General features: G+C 60.6%; 19 protein-coding genes, 1 tRNA gene and 3 pseudogenes. 13 read left to right on the top strand and 10 right to left on the bottom strand.

From position 1 onward, the window contains the following. From FY112_RS37675 to FY112_RS12560, 7 genes and pseudogenes are all read left to right on the top strand, one after another. Positions 1–275: pseudogene (locus FY112_RS37675) on the top strand (cellulose biosynthesis protein BcsN); the annotation flags it as partial. Positions 276–333: 58 nt separating this feature from the next. Next, entirely contained in the window at positions 334–2526 is a 2193-nt protein-coding gene (gene bcsA / locus FY112_RS12585; RefSeq protein ID WP_151518496.1) for a UDP-forming cellulose synthase catalytic subunit, read from the top strand. Then, a pseudogene (locus tag FY112_RS12580) lies at positions 2523–4965 on the top strand (cellulose biosynthesis cyclic di-GMP-binding regulatory protein BcsB). Before bcsA ends, FY112_RS12580 begins: the two are co-directional and overlap by 4 nt. Beyond that, positions 4962–6008, top strand: coding sequence for a glycosyl hydrolase family 8 (locus tag FY112_RS12575; RefSeq protein WP_017959891.1), 1047 nt, complete (start codon positions 4962–4964; stop codon positions 6006–6008). The pseudogene FY112_RS12580 and the gene FY112_RS12575 overlap by 4 nt, the downstream one beginning before the upstream one ends. Continuing rightward, complete coding sequence (locus FY112_RS12570; protein WP_151518495.1) at positions 6005–8365, top strand: cellulose synthase; 2361 nt, start codon at positions 6005–6007, stop codon at positions 8363–8365. Before FY112_RS12575 ends, FY112_RS12570 begins: the two co-directional genes overlap by 4 nt. An 83-nt stretch (positions 8366–8448) precedes the next feature. Further along, entirely contained in the window at positions 8449–9117 is a 669-nt protein-coding gene (locus FY112_RS12565) for an HAD family hydrolase (RefSeq protein WP_151518494.1), read from the top strand. A gap of 98 nt (positions 9118–9215) precedes the next feature. Further along, positions 9216–9292 (top strand) — tRNA-Pro (locus FY112_RS12560). A 188-nt stretch (positions 9293–9480) separates the two neighbouring features. On the opposite strand, the gene FY112_RS12555 is transcribed toward FY112_RS12560, so the two are convergent. Next, positions 9481–10113: a class I SAM-dependent methyltransferase gene (locus tag FY112_RS12555; RefSeq protein WP_017959894.1), complete on the bottom strand. Its 633-nt coding sequence runs from the start codon at positions 10111–10113 to the stop codon at positions 9481–9483. A 459-nt stretch (positions 10114–10572) separates the two neighbouring features. Between FY112_RS12555 and FY112_RS12550 the strand changes: the two genes are divergently transcribed. Continuing rightward, positions 10573–10791: a hypothetical protein gene (locus FY112_RS12550; RefSeq protein WP_017959895.1), complete on the top strand. Its 219-nt coding sequence runs from the start codon at positions 10573–10575 to the stop codon at positions 10789–10791. 5 nt (positions 10792–10796) lie between these two features. Here FY112_RS12550 and FY112_RS12545 read toward each other — a convergent pair. Further along, positions 10797–11041: pseudogene (locus tag FY112_RS12545) on the bottom strand (DUF982 domain-containing protein). Positions 11042–11226: 185 nt separating this feature from the next. Here FY112_RS12545 and FY112_RS12540 point away from each other — a divergent pair. Then, positions 11227–11439 carry a hypothetical protein gene (locus tag FY112_RS12540; RefSeq protein WP_029872887.1) on the top strand — a complete coding sequence of 71 codons (213 nt, stop codon included), beginning with the start codon at positions 11227–11229 and terminating at the stop codon, positions 11437–11439. A gap of 3 nt (positions 11440–11442) precedes the next feature. Here FY112_RS12540 and FY112_RS36710 read toward each other — a convergent pair whose 3' ends face one another. The 4 genes from FY112_RS36710 to FY112_RS12525 all read right to left on the bottom strand — a co-directional run bounded on the left by FY112_RS36710 (position 11443) and on the right by FY112_RS12525 (position 14380). Continuing rightward, entirely contained in the window at positions 11443–11592 is a 150-nt protein-coding gene (locus FY112_RS36710) for a hypothetical protein (RefSeq protein ID WP_181018202.1), read from the bottom strand. A 75-nt stretch (positions 11593–11667) separates the two neighbouring features. Continuing rightward, the gene (locus tag FY112_RS12535; protein ID WP_003547265.1) at positions 11668–11961 is read right to left on the bottom strand and encodes a transcriptional regulator; all 294 of its coding nucleotides are present in this window, start codon (positions 11959–11961) and stop codon (positions 11668–11670) included. A gap of 73 nt (positions 11962–12034) precedes the next feature. Continuing rightward, positions 12035–13216: an ROK family transcriptional regulator gene (locus FY112_RS12530; protein ID WP_151518493.1), complete on the bottom strand. Its 1182-nt coding sequence runs from the start codon at positions 13214–13216 to the stop codon at positions 12035–12037. A 549-nt stretch (positions 13217–13765) separates the two neighbouring features. After that, on the bottom strand, positions 13766–14380 hold the full coding sequence (locus FY112_RS12525; protein WP_131708549.1) for a GNAT family N-acetyltransferase: 615 nt from the start codon (positions 14378–14380) through the stop codon (positions 13766–13768). 177 nt (positions 14381–14557) lie between these two features. Here FY112_RS12525 and FY112_RS12520 point away from each other — a divergent pair, with 177 nt between their 5' ends. The 3 genes from FY112_RS12520 (at position 14558) to FY112_RS12510 (ending at position 17748) form a co-directional block, all read left to right on the top strand. Further along, entirely contained in the window at positions 14558–15898 is a 1341-nt protein-coding gene (locus tag FY112_RS12520; RefSeq protein ID WP_151518497.1) for an extracellular solute-binding protein, read from the top strand. Between the two features lie 123 nt (positions 15899–16021). Next, complete coding sequence (locus FY112_RS12515) at positions 16022–16915, top strand: sugar ABC transporter permease (RefSeq protein WP_017959900.1); 894 nt, start codon at positions 16022–16024, stop codon at positions 16913–16915. Further along, positions 16915–17748 carry a carbohydrate ABC transporter permease gene (locus tag FY112_RS12510; RefSeq protein ID WP_020485981.1) on the top strand — a complete coding sequence of 278 codons (834 nt, stop codon included), beginning with the start codon at positions 16915–16917 and terminating at the stop codon, positions 17746–17748. Before FY112_RS12515 ends, FY112_RS12510 begins: the two co-directional genes overlap by 1 nt. Positions 17749–17773: 25 nt before the next feature. Here FY112_RS12510 and FY112_RS12505 read toward each other — a convergent pair whose 3' ends face one another. The 4 genes from FY112_RS12505 to FY112_RS12490 are packed head-to-tail and all read right to left on the bottom strand — an operon-like array spanning position 17774 to position 22381. Beyond that, on the bottom strand, positions 17774–19018 hold the full coding sequence (locus tag FY112_RS12505) for an O-antigen ligase family protein (RefSeq protein ID WP_017959902.1): 1245 nt from the start codon (positions 19016–19018) through the stop codon (positions 17774–17776). After that, positions 19015–20577 (bottom strand): undecaprenyl-phosphate glucose phosphotransferase, encoded by a 1563-nt coding sequence (locus tag FY112_RS12500; RefSeq protein WP_017959903.1) that lies wholly within the window; start codon positions 20575–20577, stop codon positions 19015–19017. Before FY112_RS12500 ends, FY112_RS12505 begins: the two co-directional genes overlap by 4 nt. A 55-nt stretch (positions 20578–20632) precedes the next feature. After that, positions 20633–21802, bottom strand: coding sequence for a glycosyltransferase family 4 protein (locus tag FY112_RS12495; protein WP_025394066.1), 1170 nt, complete (start codon positions 21800–21802; stop codon positions 20633–20635). 3 nt (positions 21803–21805) lie between these two features. Further along, entirely contained in the window at positions 21806–22381 is a 576-nt protein-coding gene (locus FY112_RS12490; protein WP_017959905.1) for a polysaccharide biosynthesis/export family protein, read from the bottom strand. Between the two features lie 190 nt (positions 22382–22571). On the opposite strand from FY112_RS12490, the gene FY112_RS12485 reads away from it, so the two are divergent. Continuing rightward, on the top strand, positions 22572–22926 hold a 355-nt coding region (locus tag FY112_RS12485; RefSeq protein WP_246700658.1), incomplete at its 3' end, for a Wzz/FepE/Etk N-terminal domain-containing protein.

Here is a 22926-nt window from a genome sequence, read left to right as displayed (position 1 = left end):
TGCCGATCGGCTACGAGCCGGCGCCGGCTATAGTCAGCCGGCCGCGGGCAGCTGCCGTTCGCAGCGCCCCGACCTCACAACCGGCTCAAGGCATCGTATCGGTGCCCGCGCCCATCGGCCCGCGCGTGCCGCTGCCGGGTGAGGCGCCGCAGACGAGGGCAAGGCCGGATGCGGCCGCCGCGCCAATCGAACAATCGGTAAGGGCGATCGGCGTCACCGTGCCTTCGCCGGACTGCATAGGCGACGCGGCCATGACGGCCGCCTGCCGACGATAATGAGCATGCCCGCGGGCGCCAGATGGTGGCCCGGTTGAGCAATTTCGAAGGATCGTCAATGCGCAAAGCCCGCAGTGTCATCATATGGGCCGTGGTTTCGCTCTGCATGATCGTGCTGATCACGCTGCCGGTCAACCTGCAGACTCAGCTCATCACCAGCATCACGGTCGTGACTGTGATGGCGCTGATCAAGATCCTGAAGGGCGAGGGGACGTGGCGCCTGGTGGCGCTCGCCTTCGGCACGTCGATCGTGCTGCGCTATGTTTACTGGCGCACCACCAATACGCTGCCGCCTCTGAACCAGCCCGAGAATTTCATTCCCGGCCTGCTGCTCTATCTGGCCGAAATGTATAGCGTTGCGATGCTGGCGCTCAGCCTCTTCATCGTCGCGACGCCGCTGCCATCGCGCCCCTCGCGTGCCGCCAGGAATGAGCGTTTCCCTCATGTCGACGTCTTCGTGCCATCCTACAACGAGGATGCCGGCCTGCTGGGAAATACGCTGGCCGCCGCCAAGGCCATGGATTATCCGGCCGAGAAGCTGCATGTCTGGCTGCTCGACGACGGCGCCACCTTGCAGAAGCGCAATTCCGGCAAGCTGCTCGAAGCGCAGGCGGCTGCCGCCCGCCATGTCGAACTGAAGCAGCTCTGCGACGATCTCGATGTCAGTTACCTCACGCGCGACCGCAACGAGCACGCCAAGGCCGGCAATCTCAACAACGGCATGAAACATTCGACCGGCGAACTCATCGCCGTCTTCGATGCCGACCACGCGCCGGCCCGCGATTTCCTGTTGGAGACCGTCGGTTACTTCGAAGACGATCCGAAGCTCTTCCTCGTCCAGACCCCGCACTTCTTCATCAATCCCGATCCGCTGGAGCGCAACCTGCGCACCTTCGACAAGATGCCGAGCGAGAACGAGATGTTCTACGGCATCATCCAGCGCGGCCTCGACAAATGGAACGCCGCCTTCTTCTGCGGTTCGGCCGCTGTTCTGAGCCGCAGGGCGCTCGAATCCCAGAACGGTTTCAGCGGCATCAGCATCACCGAGGATTGTGAGACGGCGCTGGCGCTCCATGGCAGCGGCTGGAACAGCGTCTATGTCGACAAGCCGCTGATCGCCGGCCTGCAGCCAGCCACCTTCGCAAGCTTCATCGGCCAGCGCAGCCGCTGGGCCCAGGGCATGATGCAGATCCTGCGCTTCCGCTTCCCGCTTCTGAAGCGAGGCCTGACGATCCCGCAGCGCCTCTGCTACATGTCCTCCACGCTGTTCTGGCTCTTCCCATTCCCGCGCACGATCTTCCTGTTTGCGCCGCTCTTCTACCTGTTCTTCGATCTGGAAATCTTCACCGCCTCGGGCGGTGAGTTCCTCGCCTATACGCTGGCTTATATGCTGGTGAATCTGATGATGCAGAACTACCTCTACGGGTCGTTCCGCTGGCCCTGGATTTCCGAGCTCTACGAATATGTCCAGACCGTGCATCTGCTGCCGGCCGTCGTCTCCGTCATGATCAATCCACGGAAGCCGACCTTCAAGGTCACCGCCAAGGACGAATCGATCGCCGTCAGCCGTCTGTCGGAGATCAGCCGGCCGTTCTTCGTCATCTTCGCGGTGCAGATCGTCGCGCTCGTCATCACCATCTACAAAATCTATGCCGAGCCCTATAAGGCCGACGTCACGCTGGTCGTCGGCGGATGGAATCTCATCAACCTGATCATGGCCGGCTGCGCGCTCGGTGTCGTGTCGGAGCGCGGCGAGCGCGCTTTGTCCCGCCGCGTCCGCGTCAACCGGCGCTGCGAATTCGGCGCCAATGGCAAGTGGTACACGGCCTCGATCGAGGACGTCTCCGTCCACGGCGCAAGGCTTCACATCTTCAACAAGCAGCTCGACGAGATGCTGGTCGGCGCCGTCGGCGAAATCCGCTTCCGGCCCTATAGCGGCGCGGATCTGGAAACCCTGCCGCTCATCGTCCGCAACATCGAGCCGTCGGGCGACATCAGCAATGTCGGCTGCCAGTACGTGCCGAAAAGCGCGCTCGACCATCGCCTGATCGCCGATCTGATCTTTGCCAACTCCGACCAATGGACCCAGTTCCAGGCCTCGCGCCGCCGCAATCCGGGCCTGATCCGCGGCACCATCTGGTTTCTCGGCATGTCGTTCTACCAGACGAGCCGCGGCCTCGTTTACTTCTTTCGCAGCATGCGGCCGGAGCGAGAAGCCCAGCAGCAGGCGGCAAAGGTCAACGCCGGATGAGAAGGATCGTCGCCGCCTCGCTTCTTGTGCTGAATGCTTCCGCCTTCGCCCAGGCGCAGACGGCACCGTTCGACATGTCCGGCGAGCGGCCGCCCGGTGCGTCCGTTACCCCGCGTTTGACGCCGCCTGCGGCGGCTGCGCCGGTTCCCGTCACGCCGCCGGTCTCCGTCATACCCGCGCCCGCAACCTCGGCTGCTCCTGTTCCTCCGCCGGTCGTCGCTCAGCCGCAGCCGGCGGCGCCTGCGCGCCAGCCTGCCGCAGCGGCAAATAGCGTTGCGCCGCCGCGTTCCGGCGATGTCCGCCGCTTTGTCGTGCCCTTTTCGAAACTCTCTCTCGGCGGGGAATACGACCGCCGGTCATGGTCGGTCTATCTGACGCCGGAGCAGGCGGCGGCCAAGGCAAGCTTCACCTTCGCCTATCAGAATTCGATCGTCGTCGCGCCTGAGGCCTCGGCGCTGACCGTCTATCTCAACAATCGCCCGATCGGCCAGCAGCGCGTCGGCTCGCCGGATGGTCCGTCGACCGTCACGTTCGAGGTTCCGCCTGGTCTGCTGCAGCCCGGCGCCAATCTCGTCACCTTCGAAGCCGATCAGCGCCACCGCACCGATTGCAGTATTCAATCCACCTATGAACTGTGGTCGAATATCGATCCGGCCGGAACCTATTTGAGCTTTGCCGGCAGGGACGCCGCCCAGCTATCGAGCGCCGACGCAATCCGCGCCATCGGCGTCGACAGTGCCGGCAAGACCGAGTTCGACATCGTTGTCCCGGCGCTGGAGCAGCCGGGAACCACCAAACCGCTACTACGGCTGGCGCAGGGCCTGTCTGTGCTGAGCAGCATGCCGAACCAGATCTTCGCCTTCAGCATCGCTTCACTTCCGGCCGGCGGGCCTGGCAAGCTCAGCGTGCTCGTCGGTACCGCGGCGGAACTGCGGCCACTCTTTCCCGGCCTGCCACCCGGCGCCGAAAGTGCAGCACTCGCCGCTTTCGTCACCGATCCACGCAGCGGCTCGCCGGTACTTCTGATCAGCGGCCCCTCCTGGCAGGCGGTCTCCTCGGCGATCGATACCATCGTCTCGCCGACAGACCGGTCCTCGGATGTTCGCCGCAACGTGTTGACCACCGAGCGCTGGAGCGCGCCGAACGCGCCCCTGGTCTTTTCCGATACGAATATCGCCCTGTCTCAGCTCGGTGTGAAGACCACCGAGTTCTCCGGCCGGCGGTTGCGCACGAGCTTCAATATCGCCGTGCCGGCCGATTTTTATGCCAATGCCTACGGCGAGGCGAAGGTGCTGCTCGACGCCGCCTATACCGATAACGTGCTGCCCGGCAGCCACATCGATATCTACGTCAACGACAACATCGCCTCCACCGTCCCGATCACCAAGAGATCAGGTGGCATTCTCCGTCATCTGCCGATCCGCGTGACGATGCGGCCACTTCAAGCCCGGTCTTAATTCAGTGGCGATCGAGGCGATCCTGATGACCGAGGACGATGCTGTCTGCGCGCCGGGATCGACCGCCGGCGCCACCCCGCACTTTGCCCTGTTCGATACGTCCGAGCTGCAGATTCCGGATTTTGCCCGCGTCGGTCAGCGTCCGAATCTGGCCGCAATGGCCGGCACCGCCTATCCCTATGGTCGGGCTACGGAGCCGACGCCGCTCTTCATCGACCGCGTCGATGCCGACACGCTTTCGGCCGCCGCCACGCTCCTTGGCCACATGGCGATCACCGCCGGCCATCCGATCGCCATCGAAACCATCGCCTCGCCGAACATGATCGGCGATCGTGACGCGATCTTCATCGGCTCCATCTCGCAAATGCCGGCAACGGCGCTGTCGCAGACCAATATCGCCACGGCGAGCCAGGCCTCGTGGCGTCCCGTGCCGGATGCGCAGCCGGGCGTCGTCGATACCGGTACGGCCTTCGAGGAGTGGAATTCCAAGGTCAGCGGCGGAGTCTTGCGCAGCCGGATCACCGCTTTCCGCGAGTGGCTGTCGCGCAATTTCGATATCTCCCGCAGTTCGCTGCAATTCATGCCCGGCGCCGACCAGATTTTTACACCGCCCAACGCCGCAACGCTTCTGGTCGCCCAAGGCTCCAGCCCCGCTGGAGCCGGCGCCTGGACCGTGGTGACGGCGCCATCGGCGAAGGATTTGCGCGAAGGGCTCGAGGTTCTGACCACGCAACTGAACTGGCCGCAGATATCGGGCCACATCACCACCTATTCGAGCAAGACAGGCAAGATCGATGCGGTGCCCGTCACCCGCTTCGATTTCGTGCCGTCTACGCCCTGGTCGATTGCCAATTATCGCTTGATCGCGGCCAACTGGCTGTCGACCAATATTCTCTCCTATGCCTTCCTGCTGGTCGTATTCCTGCTGCTGATCGGCGTCACCACGTCGAGCATGCTCAAAAAGCTGGGCCGGTCGAAATGAGGCGATTGCGAACGCTCCTGCTGGCGGCAACGGTTGCGCTCGCCCCGGCGGCCCCGCCCGCCGTCGCCCAGCAGGCGATGATCAATGCCGGCGCATGGTCCGCCTATAAGGCAAGGTTTCTCGATGCGACGGGTCGCATCGTCGATAACGGCAATGGCAATATCAGCCATAGCGAAGGGCAGGGCTATGGCATGTTGCTCGCCTATCTCGCAGCCAGCCCCGCCGACTTCGAACAGATCTGGTATTTTACCCGCACAGAGCTGCTGCTACGCGACGATGGCCTGGCGGTCTGGAAATGGGATCCGAACGTCAAGCCGCACGTCACCGACACCAACAATGCATCGGACGGCGACATGTTGATCGCCTATGCGCTGGCGCTTGCGGGCACGGCGTGGAAACGCAACGACTATATCCTAGCTGCCTCCCGCATGGCGCAGGCGCTTCTTGCCGAAACCGTCGTGCATTCGTCCGGCCACACACTCCTGTTGCCGGGGAGCCAGGGTTTTGCCGCCACCGACCGTGAAGACGGCCCCGTCGTCAACCCGTCCTACTGGATTTATGAGGCGATCCCGGTGATGGCGGCGCTCGCTCCGTCGGATGCCTGGCAAAAACTGTCGGACGATGGCCTAACGCTGTTGAAGACGATGCAGTTCGGCCCGCGCAAGCTTCCTGCCGAATGGGTCAGTCTCAGCGGCCAGCCGCAGCCGGCGCAGGGTTTCGACGCCGAGTTTGCCTATAACGCCATCCGCATCCCGCTCTATCTCGCTCGCGGCGGAGTCACCGACAAGGCGCTGCTGACCCGCCTGCAGCAAGGGATGTCGCAAGACGGCGTTCCCGCCACCATCGATCTGACCACCGGCCGGCCGAAGGCTGTGTTGTCGGATCCCGGTTATAGAATTGTTAACGATGTTGTGGCCTGTGTAGTCGATGGGACCAAGTTGCCGGTCTCAGCCCTACAATTTGCGCCCGCACTCTATTATCCGTCCACACTTCAGCTGCTGGGGCTGGCCTATATCGGGGAGAAGCATCCGGAGTGTCTGTGAAGTCTTCTCTCGTGGCGGTTTCAGCGGCAGTCGTTGTGGCGACCCTCGTCACCGGACTGAAGGATCGTGCCGCTCTGCAGGAAAGGTTCGGCCTTGGGTCTGCCGGCAAGCCGGCGCCGGAGCTGATGATGATGGGCCGCATCAAGCCGACCGATGGTCCTGCCGGCAATCCTGAATTCAATGCGCAACTCGTCGCCGACAAGATAGAGGCGATCACTTCGCCGTCGCCAGCACTGGACACGTCCGAGCCGGATGCCGCTGCATCGCAGCCTGCAGCATCGCAGCCTGCGGCACCTCAGACGGCTGCTCCGCCGGCTCAGACGGTCGCCCAGCCGGCACCAGTCACACCCCCCATCGTTTCCGCGCCGCCGGCACCACAGCAAACGGCCGCGGCGCCGCAGCCTGCCGTCGATGAAAGTGCGCTTCGTTATTTCGCCAGCCGCGGCGACAAGGTGCGCCTGCAGGCCGAAATCTCCCGCCTTCAGGCGCTTTATCCGAACTGGGTTCCACCAGCCGATCCGCTCGCCGTGCCGCAGAATGTCGACAAGCAGCTCGAGACCATGTGGCAGCTCTATTCCGATGGCCGCTATGCAGAGTTGCGCAAGGCGGTCGCCGACCGCCAGGCAGCCGATGCCGGATGGCAGCCGCCGGCCGATCTGCTCGACCGGCTTGACGTCGCCGAGGCCCGTGCCCGCCTCGTCAATGCTTCGGACCTCAAGCAATATGCGACTGTGGTCGATATCGCTGCCGCAACACCGAGCCTGCTCACCTGCAGCGAGGTCGATGTTCTCTGGCGCGTCGCCGAAGCCTTCATCCAGACGGAGAGGACGCAGCGCGGCCAGGACGCCTACACCTATATCCTGAAGAACTGCACCAATCCGGCCGAGCGGCAGGCGACGGTCGAGAAGGCCTCGACGCTGCTTGCCTACCAGCCGATGCAGGCGCTGCTCGCGCTGGAGAGGCCTGCCGCCGACGGCAACAAGGAATTCGACGCGATTCGCGACAACCTCGCCCGACGCTTCATGGCCGAGGGCGATGACGATCCGAATCTCGCCATCGCGCCCGATTATATCGCCCGCCTCGAAAAACTCGCCGAGACGGAGGGGCTTGCCTCCGATGCGCTGCTGCTCGGCTGGTACCAGCTTCGCCGCAACAATGATGCCGATGCCGAGAAATGGTTCCGTGCCGCCCGAGCCAAGCAAGATTCGGCGACCGCTTCGCAGGGGCTGGCGCTGGCGCTGATCGCCCGCAAGGCGCCTGAGGAAGCCGAAGAGGTGATGTTCCGCTGGCGCACCGATTCCGAGGATGCGACATCAACCTATCTCGCCGCCACCGCCAACCTGATGGCGCTGCAGCCGCCGGCCGATCTGGCCGAAGACGTGCTGCACCGCATCGCTGGCGAGGTCATCGCCCGCAAATACGTGCCGACGGCGCAGCAGTTCGGCTGGTATGCCCGTTCCCTCAACCAGTTCCAGACCGCCGCACGCTGGTTCGAGACGGCGCTTGCCTGGAAACCCGATGACGAACCGTCCGCCTATGGCCTTGTCATCACCCGCGAGCAACTGAGCGACCGCAACGGCGTGCTCGACCTCCAGCGCGCCTGGGCCGGCCGGTCGAGCCGGATCACCAATCTCGAAGACACGTCCTCCCTGATGCCGAATGCCCTCACGCCGCCGGCGAAGGGAGGGCTTGCCGCACAGCAACCGCAGCGTCCCCCAGCCGAGCCGCTTCCGGCAGAGCGCCGCGTGACCCTGCAGCCGGGTGCAGAAGTGGTCGTTCGTGCGGCGAGACCGGCGATGGAGACGATGACCGTCCCGCGCGTCCCGCGCCAGACGCGCGGCTGCTCGACGACAATCGATGCGGGGCAGCTTAAGCCGGCCGACGCGCTGTCGCGCGGCTGGTGCCTGATGGATATCAACCGGCCCATGGAGGCGATCTCGGCCTTCGAGGCTGCGTTGCAGAGCCCGTCCCGCAAGGTCCGTGAAGACGCAGCCTACGGCCAGAGCCTTGCTTATCTGCGCGCCGGCCTCTCCGGCAATGCCGCCGTGGCGGCAACCAAGGCGCCGCAGAACCGCCAGCGCGCCGCCGAGCTTCAGGTGGCGATCCTCGCCGACCGTGCGCTTTCAGCCTTCGACGCCGGCCGTTACCGCGAAACCCTCATCTATCTCGATCAGCGTGCCCAGCTGCAGCAGGAGCGCATCGACCTGATGGTTCTGCGCGGCTACTGCTACCTCAATCTCAAAATGTACGGCGATGCGACCCGTATCTTCGAAGCCGCTGCCGCGACCGGCAGCCGCGACGCCGCCCGTGGTCTTGCCGACGTCCGCAACGTCACGCATCCAGACACCAACAACTGACGTTGACGCCGTTTCCGCTCTCCGCTACTCGCCTGTGCAAAGGCCGCCCCGGCCTCCGGCCTCATGCTTGCAAGGAAAAGCCCGTGCCCGCTCTCCAAGACATCCTCGACAGAACCTATGACGCCTTCCTTTTCGACATGGACGGAACGCTGCTGAATTCTATTGCGGTCGTCGAACGCGTCTGGAGTGAATGGGCAAGACGCCATGGCTTCGAGCCGGAAGTTTTCCTGAAGACGATCCACGGTATCCGCGCCTCCGACGTCATCCGTGGGCTCGGCTTGCCTGGCGTCGATCCGGCACATGAGGCGGATCTGCTGCTCGCCGAGGAAATGGAGGATGTCTCCGGCATCGTCGAGATCCCCGACGCCGTTCGTTTCCTCAATGCCATCGCCGATGGCAAATGGGCGATCGTCACCTCGGCGCCGATCGAGCTCGCCAGGCGCCGCATGGCCGCTGCCGGCGTCCCGATGCCGAAGGTCATCGTCAGCGGCCAAGAGGTCAAATCAGGCAAGCCCAGCCCCGAAGGATATCTGCTCGGTGCAAGTCGCCTCGGTGTCGATCCGAAAAAATGCCTGGTCTTCGAAGATGCGGTCGCCGGCATCCTCGCCGGCGAGGCCGCCGGCGCCGACGTCACCGTCATCACCGAAACGCACGCCACGCCCTTCGAAACGCCGCATTTTTCGATCGCCAACTACCAGGCATGGCAGCCTCGTCAAACCGCCGAAGGCCGGCTGAGGCTCGCGGCGATCTGACCATTCGCGCAAACCGCCTCCTTTTTCTTGGAGGCAAGGTTTTTCCGCTTGCATTGCACGCGCTGAAAAACTAAACGAAGCAAGCCGTTTCGGCAGGTCGGGGCGTAGCGCAGCCCGGTAGCGCACTTGACTGGGGGTCAAGGGGTCGCTGGTTCGAGTCCAGTCGCCCCGACCATTTATCCCCTTGAAATCCCAGTCACAATGTCAGTTTTCTTCGTCCCGCTAGCGGCGGAAAGCGGAACGAGGCATTGGCAGAAATGCTAAAACGGGAGCCGAACGTCCCGAACGAAAATGTCATTTGTTCATGTTGCAGGCGAACTATAGCGCCGCCATTGCAAAGGGTGGTGGCCTTCGACCGCCTCTTCAGTGCGGTTTCTGAGCGATCGCGATCATCGATTTCGCCAGCAGCGGAATTCTCCCGACATATTCGAAGTCGACGTCTTCGAAGCCTGTTTCAAGCAGGAGGGTAGCGAGCGTTCCGGGAGACCAGAATTTGATATGGCCATGGTCCTTCAGAGGCATGAAATGGTCATCCATCTTTCCGCTGACGGCCAATGCCAGATTTTTCCAGTAGCCGTGAAAAGGCGTCGACATAACGGCAATGCCGCCAGGCTTCACCAGATCATACATGGTGGCCGAGAAAGCCTTGGGATCATAGACATGTTCCACCACTTCAAGGCTGATCACCGCATCGAAGGTCCCATACCGGCTGGAAAGATCTTCGTAGCCGGAACCGATTTCCAGCGGAAGATCGGGGTGGGCCGTTCTCGCTTTGGCGATGCCGTCCTTCGAGGGATCGACGCCGACGACGTCATACCCTTTTTCCGCAAGCACGGCTGCAGCACCGCCGGTGCCGCAGCCGAGGTCGAAGACCGCTGTTTCTTTTGCCTCCTGGAAACTGTTCTCGAGAACATCGACAACGGCCGGCAGAATATAGGAATGGGCAGTCGCCGGCTTGGCGTGTACATAGGTAGTAGCGTCCAGTTCGATAGACATTTTACCTCCTGAAAACCTGAAAGAAGTGAGCCGCCAATGGTACGGCGGACTTTGACGGGAGTGTGGTGTCGTTGTGGTATTAAGGTGATTAACGCCGAAGGTGTTCGCGGCCTGAAGCTGATTGACAGGGTGCCCTGAAGATGCTGAAAACGGCCCGCATTCATATTACCGCATTCTCGTGGTTCAAAGTGCCGCTGCATCCGGCTCCGCACGCATCGACCATTTAAACTAAATAACGCGATGAAATACCCTTTGAAGGTGCATCGCAAATAAATCCTATAGTTCTTTTTGGTACTGCCTCAGTTGGGAGAGGTGGTATTTGTTGCATTTTGTTAAGGTTATACCCAGTTTGGAAGTTAACAGCCCATTTTTGGATTGAAAAAAACCTGAAGCCGCTTCGCATTCTCGTGAATATGTGTAGATTAACATTTATCCCTGTCACAGATAGCCTAGTCGAGCATGGCGCATATGAAGCACAATCTAACTTGCAGGCAGAGCCTCGCCAGCGCGTTCCAGGCTCTGTCGGACGAGGCCCTCAAAGCCGGCTGGTCGGAAGGCGATGTCGCCCTCGCGCTTGCTGAACTCGCCGAGGAGCGGGTGATCGAGGTTACCGCCAAGGTGATAACGGAAGGCTTCATTCCTCAGCTCGTCGCGGCCGGCGGTGGACGCAACAGCTAACGATCTTACACCAGCAATCCTGCCGCTTTCGCTGCCGTGATGAAGGAAGCCTGTGCTGCGCGCGGGCTGCGCAGTCCGTCGAGCGCATCCAGGCAGTGCTGGCGCGCAACGCGATAATCGCGCCCACGCTTGCTCGGCCACCGCTTCAGATATTCGACGGCTTCCCAGACGGTCGAAACGATCAGGCTGCTGTTTGGAGAAATGACCCTGACGGGGAGGGAAAGCGTTTTTCACTCACGTCTGCACTCACTGATTCCTGCTACCAAACGCGGCCAGAACGCGCGTGATAGAATTTTGTTCCATAATTTTGTTCCACAGAAATTTGCGCAGTTGCTAAACTTCAGACCCTCGCGCATAATGATTTTATGGTCGGTTGCGGAGGGCGGCTGGCGATGCAAGCGTGGATGCGTTTGCCCTCGGAGGAGATGCGGCGTGATGTTACGATCATCAATTCATCCGCATGATTTACCGCTGTTTTCGGAAGATCTCGATCTGCTTTCGCAAGTGCTCGACAAGGTCTGCGACGAACGCGGCCTCGCCAGGACGACGCCGGAGGCCGAGCGGATCGGTGCGGTCATCATTCAGCTCTACAGGCAAGGCGTGAAGGATGGCGGCAAACTCGCCGACCTTGCAAAAACCTATCTATAAAGATCAGATCTGCTCGATCGAGACACCGTTCTTACCGATGCTCATCTCGATCCCCTGCGGCTTGCTTTCCTCGTGGAAGATATAGGCGCCGAGGCCGATGACGGCGACGACAAGAACGCCGATGATGACGTAGAGACCATTGCTGCGGTTCAAGAGACTGCCCCCGATATGTTATAGGCCCCGATATGTTATGGGACAGCGAAACGCCCGGGCAAGCGATTGGTTCCGTCAGTCGTCGTTGGCGGCGTTGAGGTTTTCCGGCCGGATGCCGTCATCGCTGGAGGTGCGCGCGCGTAACCGGATGCCGGGGCCGCCTTCATCCTGATTGCCGCTGGACAGGAAGATGATGCCGTTCGCCTCGAGAGTGCTGCGCACATCGAACAGCGCGTGCGGCTCGCCCGCGAATTCACCGTTTTCCAGCGCCATTACAGTCTCGACCGGCAGGCCGCTGGCGGCGGCGAGCTCTTCGATGCTCATTCCAATCATGGCGCGCGCGCCGCGTATCTGCGTTGCTGTTATCATGGCGGAAAATCTAGCGCATTTCCAGCGCTTCTCAAGTGGCGACACTGCACGTTGGCCCTGCGGCATGCGCTCTTCAAACTTCCCTCAATTTGACACCAAATAGATCGTCATGCATGCGCTCGACCGCGATCCCCATTCCTCCCATCAGGGCGGCGCGGTTCCCAAAGCGACTGATCTCGATGCGCGGCGGATAAGGCGTGCAACGCGGCAGGAAACTGCGGATGGCGTTTACGAGTTCCGGTCTTGCGCCGATGCTGCCGCCGGTGATCACCAGTTCAGGATCGAGAGCCGCTCCGATTGCAGCGATAGCGACTGCGACCAGCCTTGCCGTCTCTTCGATGGCAGCCGCGGCGCTTGTTTCTCCTGCATTAAACGCGGCGAAGAGATCGGCCACTGTGGATGCGTTACGCCCGCCGAAACCGACGTAGCGGCGCAACATCGCGACGCTGCCGACCGCACTCTCAAAGGTTCCAAGCGTAAATCCGCCAGGATCAAAAGCATCTCCGCCGATCGGAAGGTAGGCGATTTCGCCGGCCGCCCCACGCGCGCCGCGCAACAGAGTTCCGTTGGCGATGATGCCCATGCCGACGCCCGTTCCGAGAGCAACGAATGCAAAATTGCTGGTTTCGATACCGTGTCCCCGCCATCTCTCCCCTTGCGCGGCCAGGTTGACGTCATTTTCAACGATCACCGGTATACCTATTCTGTCGCTGAGGACTTGCCGCAGATTTATTGCGTCGATGCCGGGGATGCTTGGCGCTACGTTGATATGCCCGGTGGCCGGATCGAGCACGCCGGGACTGCCTAGAACGACGAGACGGAGTTTGTCGGCAGTCGTCCCGGCCGCAAACGCGAGTTCTACGATAAGATCGCTGAACTGATTGACGAGATGCATTCCGCCGCGCGGGTCGGTGGATACTTCGGTTTCAGCAACCACGTTCCCCAACAGATCGCAAACAGCCGCAGCAATCTTGGTGCTCCCGAGGTCGATAGAGACGGCCAGTCCCGCCCTGGCATTGATTTCATAGGTGATCGCATTCCGGCCCGGGCGACCATCAGTCTGCCCGACTGGTTTCAGCCATCCGTCATCCTCAAGGTCGCGCACGACATCCGAAATCGTCTGCTTTGACAAGCCGGTTAGCTTGGCAATATCGGCGCGAGAGATCGACCCGTTCGCGAACACGGTTCGGATGACGGCATTGGTTGAAATTTTTCGTGCGATCGGGGTCTGTGCGACAGAAGATATCATTGCCATCCGGCTAGATCAGGTCAATTAGTTCGGAGCGCATACTTAATGGGCGCGATATTAAGTCACAACTATCGCGACTAACCGGAATTCAATACATCGAAGCAAGGCAATTTGTCTATGTCCTTGACAAATGAGAGGCCAGCTGTAGGCTTGAATTAACGTGCGATGAAAATGCGCGATGAAATAAAGAGGGTCGATCAGAAGTATGTGCCATACCTATCGTCCGGTTAGCCGTGCGCCTGCCAAGATCGCCCAAAGAGGAACTGGCCTGGTCTTGACCGGCTATTTCCTTTTTCGCGTCCCGCGGACTCCTTGAACCTAGCTGCCGAGGATTTGCTCATGATGAAGCCCTCGACTGATGGACAGCTTTTCGCCGAGCAGCCTGTTTTACTGCCAATAGTATCACGCCTTCATGCCGACGTTCATCCGAATGGGCACACTGATCTCGCCTTGTGGGGAGCAGGCAGTTTCGGGCGTGTGAGATTTTCTCCAATCAAGGGTGCTTATACCCGGGAGACAGGGCCTTTCCGTGGCTCGGAGAAACCAGGAAATGCTTCAACCCGATCCCTCATCGATCCGCATTGCGAAGGCGACGGAGCCATCCTGCTCGAATTCGGAAAAGCCGAGGCGACGGTAGAAACCCCTGGCGCGTTCGTTGTTTGGGTCGACCCCGAGATGCACGGCTCCGACCCCCTGGTTTCGAAGCGCTTGAAGCTCCGTGGCGATCATCCTGCGCCCCCAACCGCTTGCCTGAAGTCCGGGAAGGATGTTGATGTGGAGATGCGCGGGGTACTGGTCTTGCAGCCACACCGTTCCGCTGCGCGGATTTTGAATTCGTTCCATCACGTCGGCGTCGCGCGGACGGGTGGGTGCCAGTCCCGCAATCTGCTGGCGGACGAACGGCCACCAGTTTGTCTGCAAGTCTCTGTCGAACCTGCTGGTGTCCGGCACCCCTACGACATAGCCGGCTGGCCGGCCGTTCTGAACGAGAACAAAGGCAAAGTCTTTGGCGAATTTGAGGTAGGGTACCGACCACACATAGCCGGGCAGATGCGGGTCGCTATAAAGCGCGCTGGCATCCTCACCGCCATTCGCGGTTTTCAGGCAGATGTCGAAAAAGGCGTCCATATCCGCTTCAATCGCGGGGCGGATGAAGCAACTGGTGTCCATCACTTTGCCACCTCCTGCGTGGCGCTTTGTCATTTTGGGTCGGGAGAGGAGCGGATGCATTGACGATTACCTCAGAATCGCCAGCCAGGCAAAGCTCTGGGGGAAGAAAACGTTCGGCCTGTGCTTGGCGCAAGGCCTGAACGGGGAGTGGAAAATAAACCAGATAAGGTGGAGCAGATGAAAAGAACCGTGAAATCGATCAGCATACTGCCGGCATACCGATTGAAAGCAGCTGTCGCGCTTGCTGGCGCGGCGCTTTTGAGTTTTGGCCTTTTTTCGACAGCCGCGCGCGCTGACGACCTGGCAGTGTGGGACGACCAAACCTATGAAGGCCAGAGTGCGGTCATAGAGCAGCTCAACAAGGAGTTCGAAGCTGCCCATCCCGGCGTCACGATCAAGCGCACCGCCCGCACCTTTGATGACATGAAGTTGACGCTGAAGCTTGCAGTTTCGGCAGGTGATGGCCCTGTCATCACGAAAGTCAATCAGGGTGCGGGTGACATGGGGGCGATGGTCAAGGAAGGATTGCTCCTGCCGGTCGACGACTACATCAAAAAATATGGCTGGGATAAGCGCCAGTCGGATTCCGTGCTTGCCAGAGACCGCTGGGAAGATGGAAAATTTGGGGTCGGTAAGACCTACGGCATATCAGGCCTCGGCGAGATCGTTGGCCTCTACTACAATAAAAAGATCCTCGCCGATGCGGGAGTAGCGCTGCCGCAAACCTTCGAGGAGCTGCTGGCCGGTCTTGATAAGCTGAAGGAAAAAGGCGTCCCACCCTTCATGATGGGCTCGGCAAAGCAGCATCTGGCCCTGCACATGATCGGCGCCATCGAGCAAGCGCATATCGATGCAAGCAATCGTGCCGAGCTTGACGATCTAATTTACGGCCGGGGCGGCTCCTGGAACACCAAGGGGAACATCGAATCCGCCAAACTCGTGCAGCAATGGGCACAGGGCGGTTATTTTTTCCCCGGTTTCGAAGGTATCTCGGGTGACGACGCCGTCCAGCTTTTCATTTCCGGGCAGGGTGCGTTTCTGATCTCCGGGACCTGGTATTTCGGTGACATGCAACACAATCCGGATATCGGCTTCATGGCCATTCCCGCCCCGAAAGGTATTTCCAAGCCGATGAGTGTTGGGGGCGTGGATCTTGCCTGGGCGATAACGAGCCTTGCCAAAACGAAGCCGACACAGGACGTAGCCGGCGCATACATCGATTATATGGTTTCGGAAAAGGCTGCTGAAACCTGGGCCAATGCTGGCTATCTTCCTGCAACGTCGCTCGCGGCTGACGCCAAGCCAAAGCTCACGCCGCTCCTCAGCTCCGGCATCGAAATGTGGAAGACACTCAACGCAAACGATGCTCTCGGCCATTACCCCGACTGGTCGAGCCCGACGATGCTGAAGACAATAGATGACAACACGCCGCTTCTTCTGTCCGGCAGTATCACGCCCGAAGCCTTTGTCGATGCTATGGACAAGGATTATCAGGCGTACCTGAAGGATAAGAAATAAAGATTGCGGGCGCTGGTCACGGCCGTCCCCTGCGGTCGTGACCTCAGTCTCGTCGATCCAAATAAATGAGCACTGCGATCGGCTTGCTGCGCGATGACCACAGCTAGGTTTATGGAGTAATGGATGAAACGCTCCGCACTTGATGGCTCGCAACAGACCAATTTTATCTATTTATTGCCTGGATTGCTGTTCTACGCGGCTTTTGTCTTTGGACCGATCATCGCGGCTTTGGGTTTGAGCCTGACCAGCTGGGACGGCCTGAGCATGCCCAAGTGGGTTGGTCTCGGCAATTACGTCGATCTATTTTCTGACAGCCGTTTTTATATTGCCTTGCGCAACAATGCCGAGCTTATGATCTTCTACTGTGTCCTGCCGCTCGTGCTCGGCATAACTCTTGCTGCTTGCGTCTGGAATCTGAAGCAGCGCGAACAACTTGCGCTCCGGACCTTCCTGTTCCTGCCTTATATCATGCCGACCGCCGTGTTGGGCATCATCTGGGCATGGCTCTACAATCCTGCATTTGGCCCTTTCAATCAGTTTCTGAGAGCCGTGGGCTTAGGTGCCTTCGCACTCCCGTGGCTGGGAGATTTCAATTTTGTGCTTCCCGCGGTCGGGATCGTTGCCACCTGGTATTTCTTCGGTTTTTGCATGGTCATCTTCCTGACCGGAATTCAGCGCATCGACCCGTCTCTTTTCGACGCTGCCAAGGTCGATGGCGCTTCGGCGCGAAAAACCTTTTTCTGGATAACGCTGCCGCTTCTCTTGCCTGAAATAAGGGTGGTTTTGCTCCTGACGGTCATAGCGTCAATCAAAAGCTTCGACCTGATTTTTACAATGACCAGGGGCGGACCCGCCAACGCGACACTCGTGCCGAACATCTACATGTATCAGCTCGGCTTCGAGCTTAATCGGTTCGGCGCTGCGGCGGCCATCGCCATTGTCGGCGCGATACTCACATTCATCATCAACTATGCAATTCACCGATTTGTGGGATCGCAGAACAAAGGACGGGCTTGATGAGCCGTTGGTCTAACTTCTCCGCCGGTACGCTATTCCTTCGCCTTGTGCTCTGGCTTCTTGCTTTCGTAACGATCACGCCGTTCCTGCTTCTGCTTCTGACCTCGATAAAGAGCAAGGCCGACGTTCTGCAGGGTGCATTCGCGCTGCCGGCATATCCACATTTCGAAAATTACGTCGCTGCTTGGAATGCCGGACATTTCAACATTTATTTCTGGAATTCGATCATCGTTGTCATACCCGTCGTTGCTGCAAGCGTCTTTTTAGGCCTGCTGACTGGTTTTGCCTTCGCCTACCTGTCGTTCCCGTTCCGGCGCACGCTGTTCGCTATCCTGACGCTCGGCATGATGGTGCCGGCGGAAGCCTTCATCATCCCGCTTTATTATGAAATGCGGTATCTGGGATTGATCAATACCTATGCGGCTCTGATTTTGCCGCAGATCGCGATGTCGATACCGTTCTCGACGATCTTCCTCGCCAGCGCGATGCAGCAACTGCCGGAAGAAGTTCTCGAAGCGGCGGTTCTCGATGGCGCCGGACGCTTCTATATCCTGCGCAAGATCGTCGTCCCACTCATGGTGCCGGCAATGTCGACACTGGCGCTGTTCCTGTTCATATGGACCTGGAACGAGTTTCTGATTCCGTTCATCCTGGTCAACGACGACGACTATCGGACGCTGCCCCTCGGCATGCTGTTTTTCCAAGGGCGTTATACCGTCAACACGCCGGTTCTGACCGCCGGCGCGGTGATCGTCATCTTCCCGCTCATCGTGACTTATCTCGTTTTCCAGCGGCGGTTCATTGCCGGCTTGACGGCAGGAGCGACGAAATAGACAGCCGCCCATTGACGGCAAGACCTCACGCCGCCTCGCGGCGTCTTCGTTCACGCTTGTGGCGCACTTCCAGCGCCGCGCAGCCCCAGACCGTGCCGAGCAGCAGATAGACATGGCGCCAGTGGTCGATATCGATGACGTTGCCGATTGCCGCATGGCCGAGAACCGAGATCCAGGCGATCATCAGGAAGGGCTGCCACGGCCGGTCGAGCAGCAGATTCCGGAAACCGAGAGCCAGCGTCCAGAGAAGCATGCCGACATAGCTGACGAAGCCGAGCCAGCCATAGGAGGTGAGCGACTTCAGCCAGATATTGTGCTCGTCCTCGGGAAACATCGTGCCGAACACCAGCGGGCCGATGCCGAGCGGGCGCTCCATCATCATGGTGAAGCCGATCCGGTGGCGCTCGAAGCGGCCGAGATGTTCGCCGTCATATTGCTGTACCAGCTGGGCGCGTGCCGAAAACAGTTCGGCGACCTTCGGGATCTGCAGCGCCACCAGCAGCGATGCGATCAGCATGATGATCGCCGCCAGCGACAAGACCAGGACGCGCAAGCGAAAGGCGCCGCTGCGCTCCTTCAGCAGCATGATGAAGATCAACAGCACCACGCCGAGCGCGAAGAGCCCCCAGGCGGCGCGGGAAAAGGAGAGGAAAATGCCGAGCGCAAGCACGAGCAGGGCGGCGGCCTTCAGCGGCGATTTCTTCAGGTCGCCGACCAGGATACCGTGGACGAGATAGAGCGATGGCGGCACCAGGAAGGGCCCGAAGACGTTGGGATCCTGGAAGGCGCCCTTGGCACGGTCATAGAGCGTGAAGATTTCCGCACCCGGAAAGGCGTGGAAATAGCCGAGTATGCCGAGCGCGGAGGTGGCGACGGCTGCAAAGGTCCAGGCATTGAAGATCAGCGGCAGCCGCTTGTGGCTGTCCTCGATGATTGCCGCGTAGAAGACCGCCGTCAGCGCCAGGAAGGTCGACACCGCGATATACATCGGCGCCGTTGCCAGGTCCTTCATCTGCGTCAGCGACAGCATGCCGCCGATATTGAAGGTCAGCAACAAGGCGAGCAGCGGCGCCACGCTGCGCGAAATCCTGAGGCCCAGGATGAACCAGAGGCCGCTCAGCCCCGCCACCCAGAGTTCATAGGGTGCCGGCTCGTCGATCACGAAACCGGAAAGGAAGACGCCGAAGGCGACGAAGGCCGAGCCGATCAGGCGCAGCGTCATCCGCTGCGGTTGGGCGACACGGGGATATGTCGCCTCCATCGCGCTCAATAGGCGTTTTCCGTGTTGAGCAGTCGGATCGGCGTCAGGAACAAGATCTTGAGATCGAACCAGAGCGACCAGTTCTCGATGTAGTAGAGGTCGTAGGCCGTGCGGAACTTGATCTTCTCGTCATTGTCCACTTCGCCGCGCCAGCCGTTGATCTGCGCCCAACCGGTGACGCCGGGCTTGACGCGATGGCGGGCGAAATAACCCTCGACGACATCGGCGAAGGCGCGATCGCGCGCCTGGGCGAGAACGGCATGCGGGCGTGGGCCGACCAGCGAGAGATCGCCTCTCAAAACGTTGAAAAGCTGCGGCAATTCGTCGATCGAGGTCTTGCGGATGAAGCGGCCGACGCGGGTGACGCGTGGATCGCCCTTGGTTACCGCGGCCTTGCCGGTGGGGTCGGCCATGTTGGTGTACATCGAGCGGAACTTGAAGACGTTGATGATTTCGTTGTTGAAGCCGTGGCGCTTCTGCATGAAGAAGACCGGGCCTTCGGAAGTCGCCTTAATGGCGATCGCGGTGGCGATCATCAGCGGCCAGAGCAGTGCGAGCGCGACCAAAGTGAAGAAGATGTCGAAGCCGCGCTTGGCGACGGAATCCCAGTCGCGGATCGGTTTTTTGAAAATATCGAGCATCGGCACCGAGCCGACATGCGAATAGGCGCGCGGCCGGAAGCGCAGCCGATTGGCATGCGCGGCAAGGCGGATATCGACCGGCAGAACCCAGAGCTTCTTCAAAAGGTCGTAGATACGGGCCTCGGCCGACAGCGGCAGGGCGATGATCAGCATGTCGATGCGCGTCAGCCGCACGAATTCGACGAGTTCGGCCACGGTGCCGAGCTTCGGATAACCGGCGACCATGATCGGCGAGCGTTTCTCGCCGCGGTCGTCGAAGATGCCGCAGATACGGATGTCGTTGTCGGCCTGCTGTTCGAGGATGCGGATCAGGTCCTTGGCCGGCTCGCCGCCGCCGACGATGACGGCGCGGCGTTCCATGATGCCGTTGCGCGCCCAGTTGCGGATGCCGTAGGCAACCAGGAAACGCTCGGCCGCAAGGAAGAGCCCGCCTGCGGCGAACCACGGGATATAGGCATCGACCATCGCCCATGTGGTGCCGCGAATGAGCGCGAACAGGCCGACGCTCAGGAGAAGCGCGATCGTCCAGGAGGCGAGGATGCGTGGCATCAGCCGCAGCTTCGCCCGGAGGGCGGGAATGGTGTAGGTGTCGGCAAGCTGCAGGCCGATAACGGTCAGGGCCGAAGCGATCGCCGCCATGCCCGCCCGCATCGAGGTGGAATCGCTGCCGTCACCGGGCCAGAAATAGTGGGAGATCAGGGCGATCGCGAAGAGCGCCAGGAATTCCAGCAGCCGCAATTGGCCGATGATGATCACAGGCGAATTGGTTCCGTCGCGGAACTGCTCGGCGATCTGCCGGGCAAAGGGGTTGATTTCGGTCGGGTCGGAAGGCTTCTCCTGACCCGCGCCGCCGTGCGCCTCGACGTCGGAGACCTGCTTGCGCAGTGCTTCCACGTCGAATTGATCGCCTTTTTCCAGCTTGTTCATGGGGCTTTTCGCTCGTTGTCACCAAGCGAAATACCAGAAAGCCCCTAAGAAATATTTACGAGGCAACGGGCATTGCTTGGCCGGCAGCGGGATTGACGAGCTCATGGTACAATTTCAGGACATCGCGTGCCATGACGGCCGAAGAAAACACCGCCTTCACCGCCTCGGGCTTCGGCATCGTCCTGGCGTGCCAGTCGGGCGTGCTCAGCGTTTCCGCCATGACGCGGGCGAGATCGTCGGAATTGCCGGGCTCCACCAGTGCTGCGCTGTCGGCGCCGAGCACCTCGGGAATGCCGCCGACACGGCTTGCGATGATCGTCTTACCGGCGCCGAGCCCCTCGAGCACGATATAGGGCATGGCTTCGGCGCGCGAGGGAACGACGAGGTTCTGCGCCATGGAGAAGGCTTCGTGGACCCGCATGGCCGGCAGCATGCCGATGCGTTTGCCAAGGCCGCGTTCGACCATCATCTCACGGTAGCGGTCGCGATCCGGCCCGTCGCCAATCATCAGCGCCGACAGCGGCCTGCCGAGCAGCCGTTCGGTCTTGGCGAAGGCATCGACAAACAGATCGGGACCCTTGAGGTCCCGGAGCATTCCGACATAGATGAAATGCACGGCATCCGAGCGAGTCGGGATCGGCTCGAAATCGCGCTCGCCGATGCCGTTGTAGATCAGTCTCGTCTTCGTCCTTGGCCGTCCGACCTTGCGCGCATAGGTGTCGCGCTCATATTCGCAGATGAAGACCAGCGCATCGGTGAAATATTCCTGCAGGCGCTCCATCCGGAGGACGAACTGTCCGCTGAGCGAGGAGCGCGAATAATGCAGGCTTCCGCCATGCGCGGTATAGAGGCGGGCTACGCGATACCTGTTCACCCGCAACACTGAGCCGGCAAGTCGCGCGAGCACGCCGCCTTTGGCGCCGTGTCCGTGCAGCACATCCGGCCGCAAACTTTTGATTTTCTTGTATGTATCCCACATCGTCGCAATATCGGACGGGCTGATCGAGCGCCGGATCGGCACGCGCGTCAGGCCGAGCGAGAGATAGGGACGGATATCGTCGAACAGGCTGTCCTCGTACTCGCCGCCGGTCGAACTGTCGCAGAGGATGCCGATTTCATGGCCGGCCTTGCTGTGCTCTTCGACGAGATCGCGGACATGGCGGAAAATTCCGCCGATCGGCGACCTGAAGCAATGGAGGATGCGGAGCGGCTGCTGTTTTGCCATCGTTCAGAAAAGCCGTTCGCGAACGTAGATCGTGTCACCCGCGATGATCGGCCCCGATATGTTGATGCGGCCGGTCAGCACCTGTCCGTTGATCTTGCGGGTGACGTCGACCATGCGCTGGTTGGCGCGGCTGGTGAAGCCGCCGGCAACCGCGATGGCATTTTGCACCGTCATGCCGGGAACATAGGCGTACTGGCCGGGCTGGCCGACTTCACCCATGATGAAGACCGAACGGTAGCGATCGACATCGATGGTGACGTCGGGATCGCGAAGATAACCCTGTTGCAGTTTCTGGGCGATCTGTCCCGAGAGCTGCTGCAGGGTTCGACCGCGGGCAGGGACCTGACCGATGAGCGGGAAGGCGACATAGCCGGCCTGGTCCACCGTATAGGTATTGGTCAGGCTCTGCTGGTCGAAGACGGTAATGCGCAGCCGATCGCCGCTGTCCAGCGTATAGGGCTGGATCGTGGCCTCGTTGAAGGCCTTCGGCGCAGGCCTGTATGTCGTGCAGCCGCTCAGTGCTGCCGTCATGGCTGCAAGGCTCAGGGCCAAAAGAATCTTGGGCTGGACGACAGACATCCGCTTGTGCTCACAAAAATGAACTCGGTGCAGTCGTTATCGATCCGTTAGGGTTAATGCCCGGTAAAGGGCGCTCGCAATTTCCCGGTATCCTTCATCGATCATCGCTCATTTCTCGGCGAGATCGCCATTAACCGTTGAGTTACCACGATCGTTTACGCTTGCGGCACCTTTGTTGTGGAGTAAGAGCATGTCCGGCGTAGCTCGTGATCAGGATGTGGACATCGACCTCGGCCAGTTGGTCCGTGCAGTCTGGGCGCGCCGTCTGCGGATTTTGGCAATCACCCTCGTGGGGGCGGGCGTCGCCTTTGCCGGCGCCAAGATCATGTCGCCGCAATATCGTAGCGAAACGCGCATCCTCATCGAACCCCGTGCGCCGGCCTTTGCCAGCACGCAGCAGGCCAATGACGCCAGCGCCGGTCCGCTGATGGATGAACTGAACATCGCCAGCCAGGTGCAACTTCTACAATCGGCCGATCTCCTCAAGAAGGTCATCAACGATCTGAAGCTTTATAACCTGCCGGAATTCGACGATGCCGCCAGCG

The organism is Rhizobium sp. PEPV16 (assembly GCF_008919455.1).
Classification (GTDB): domain Bacteria; phylum Pseudomonadota; class Alphaproteobacteria; order Rhizobiales; family Rhizobiaceae; genus Rhizobium; species Rhizobium leguminosarum_Q.
Note: the sequence above shows the minus strand (reverse complement) of the source record. Positions and strands in the feature narration are given on the sequence as shown.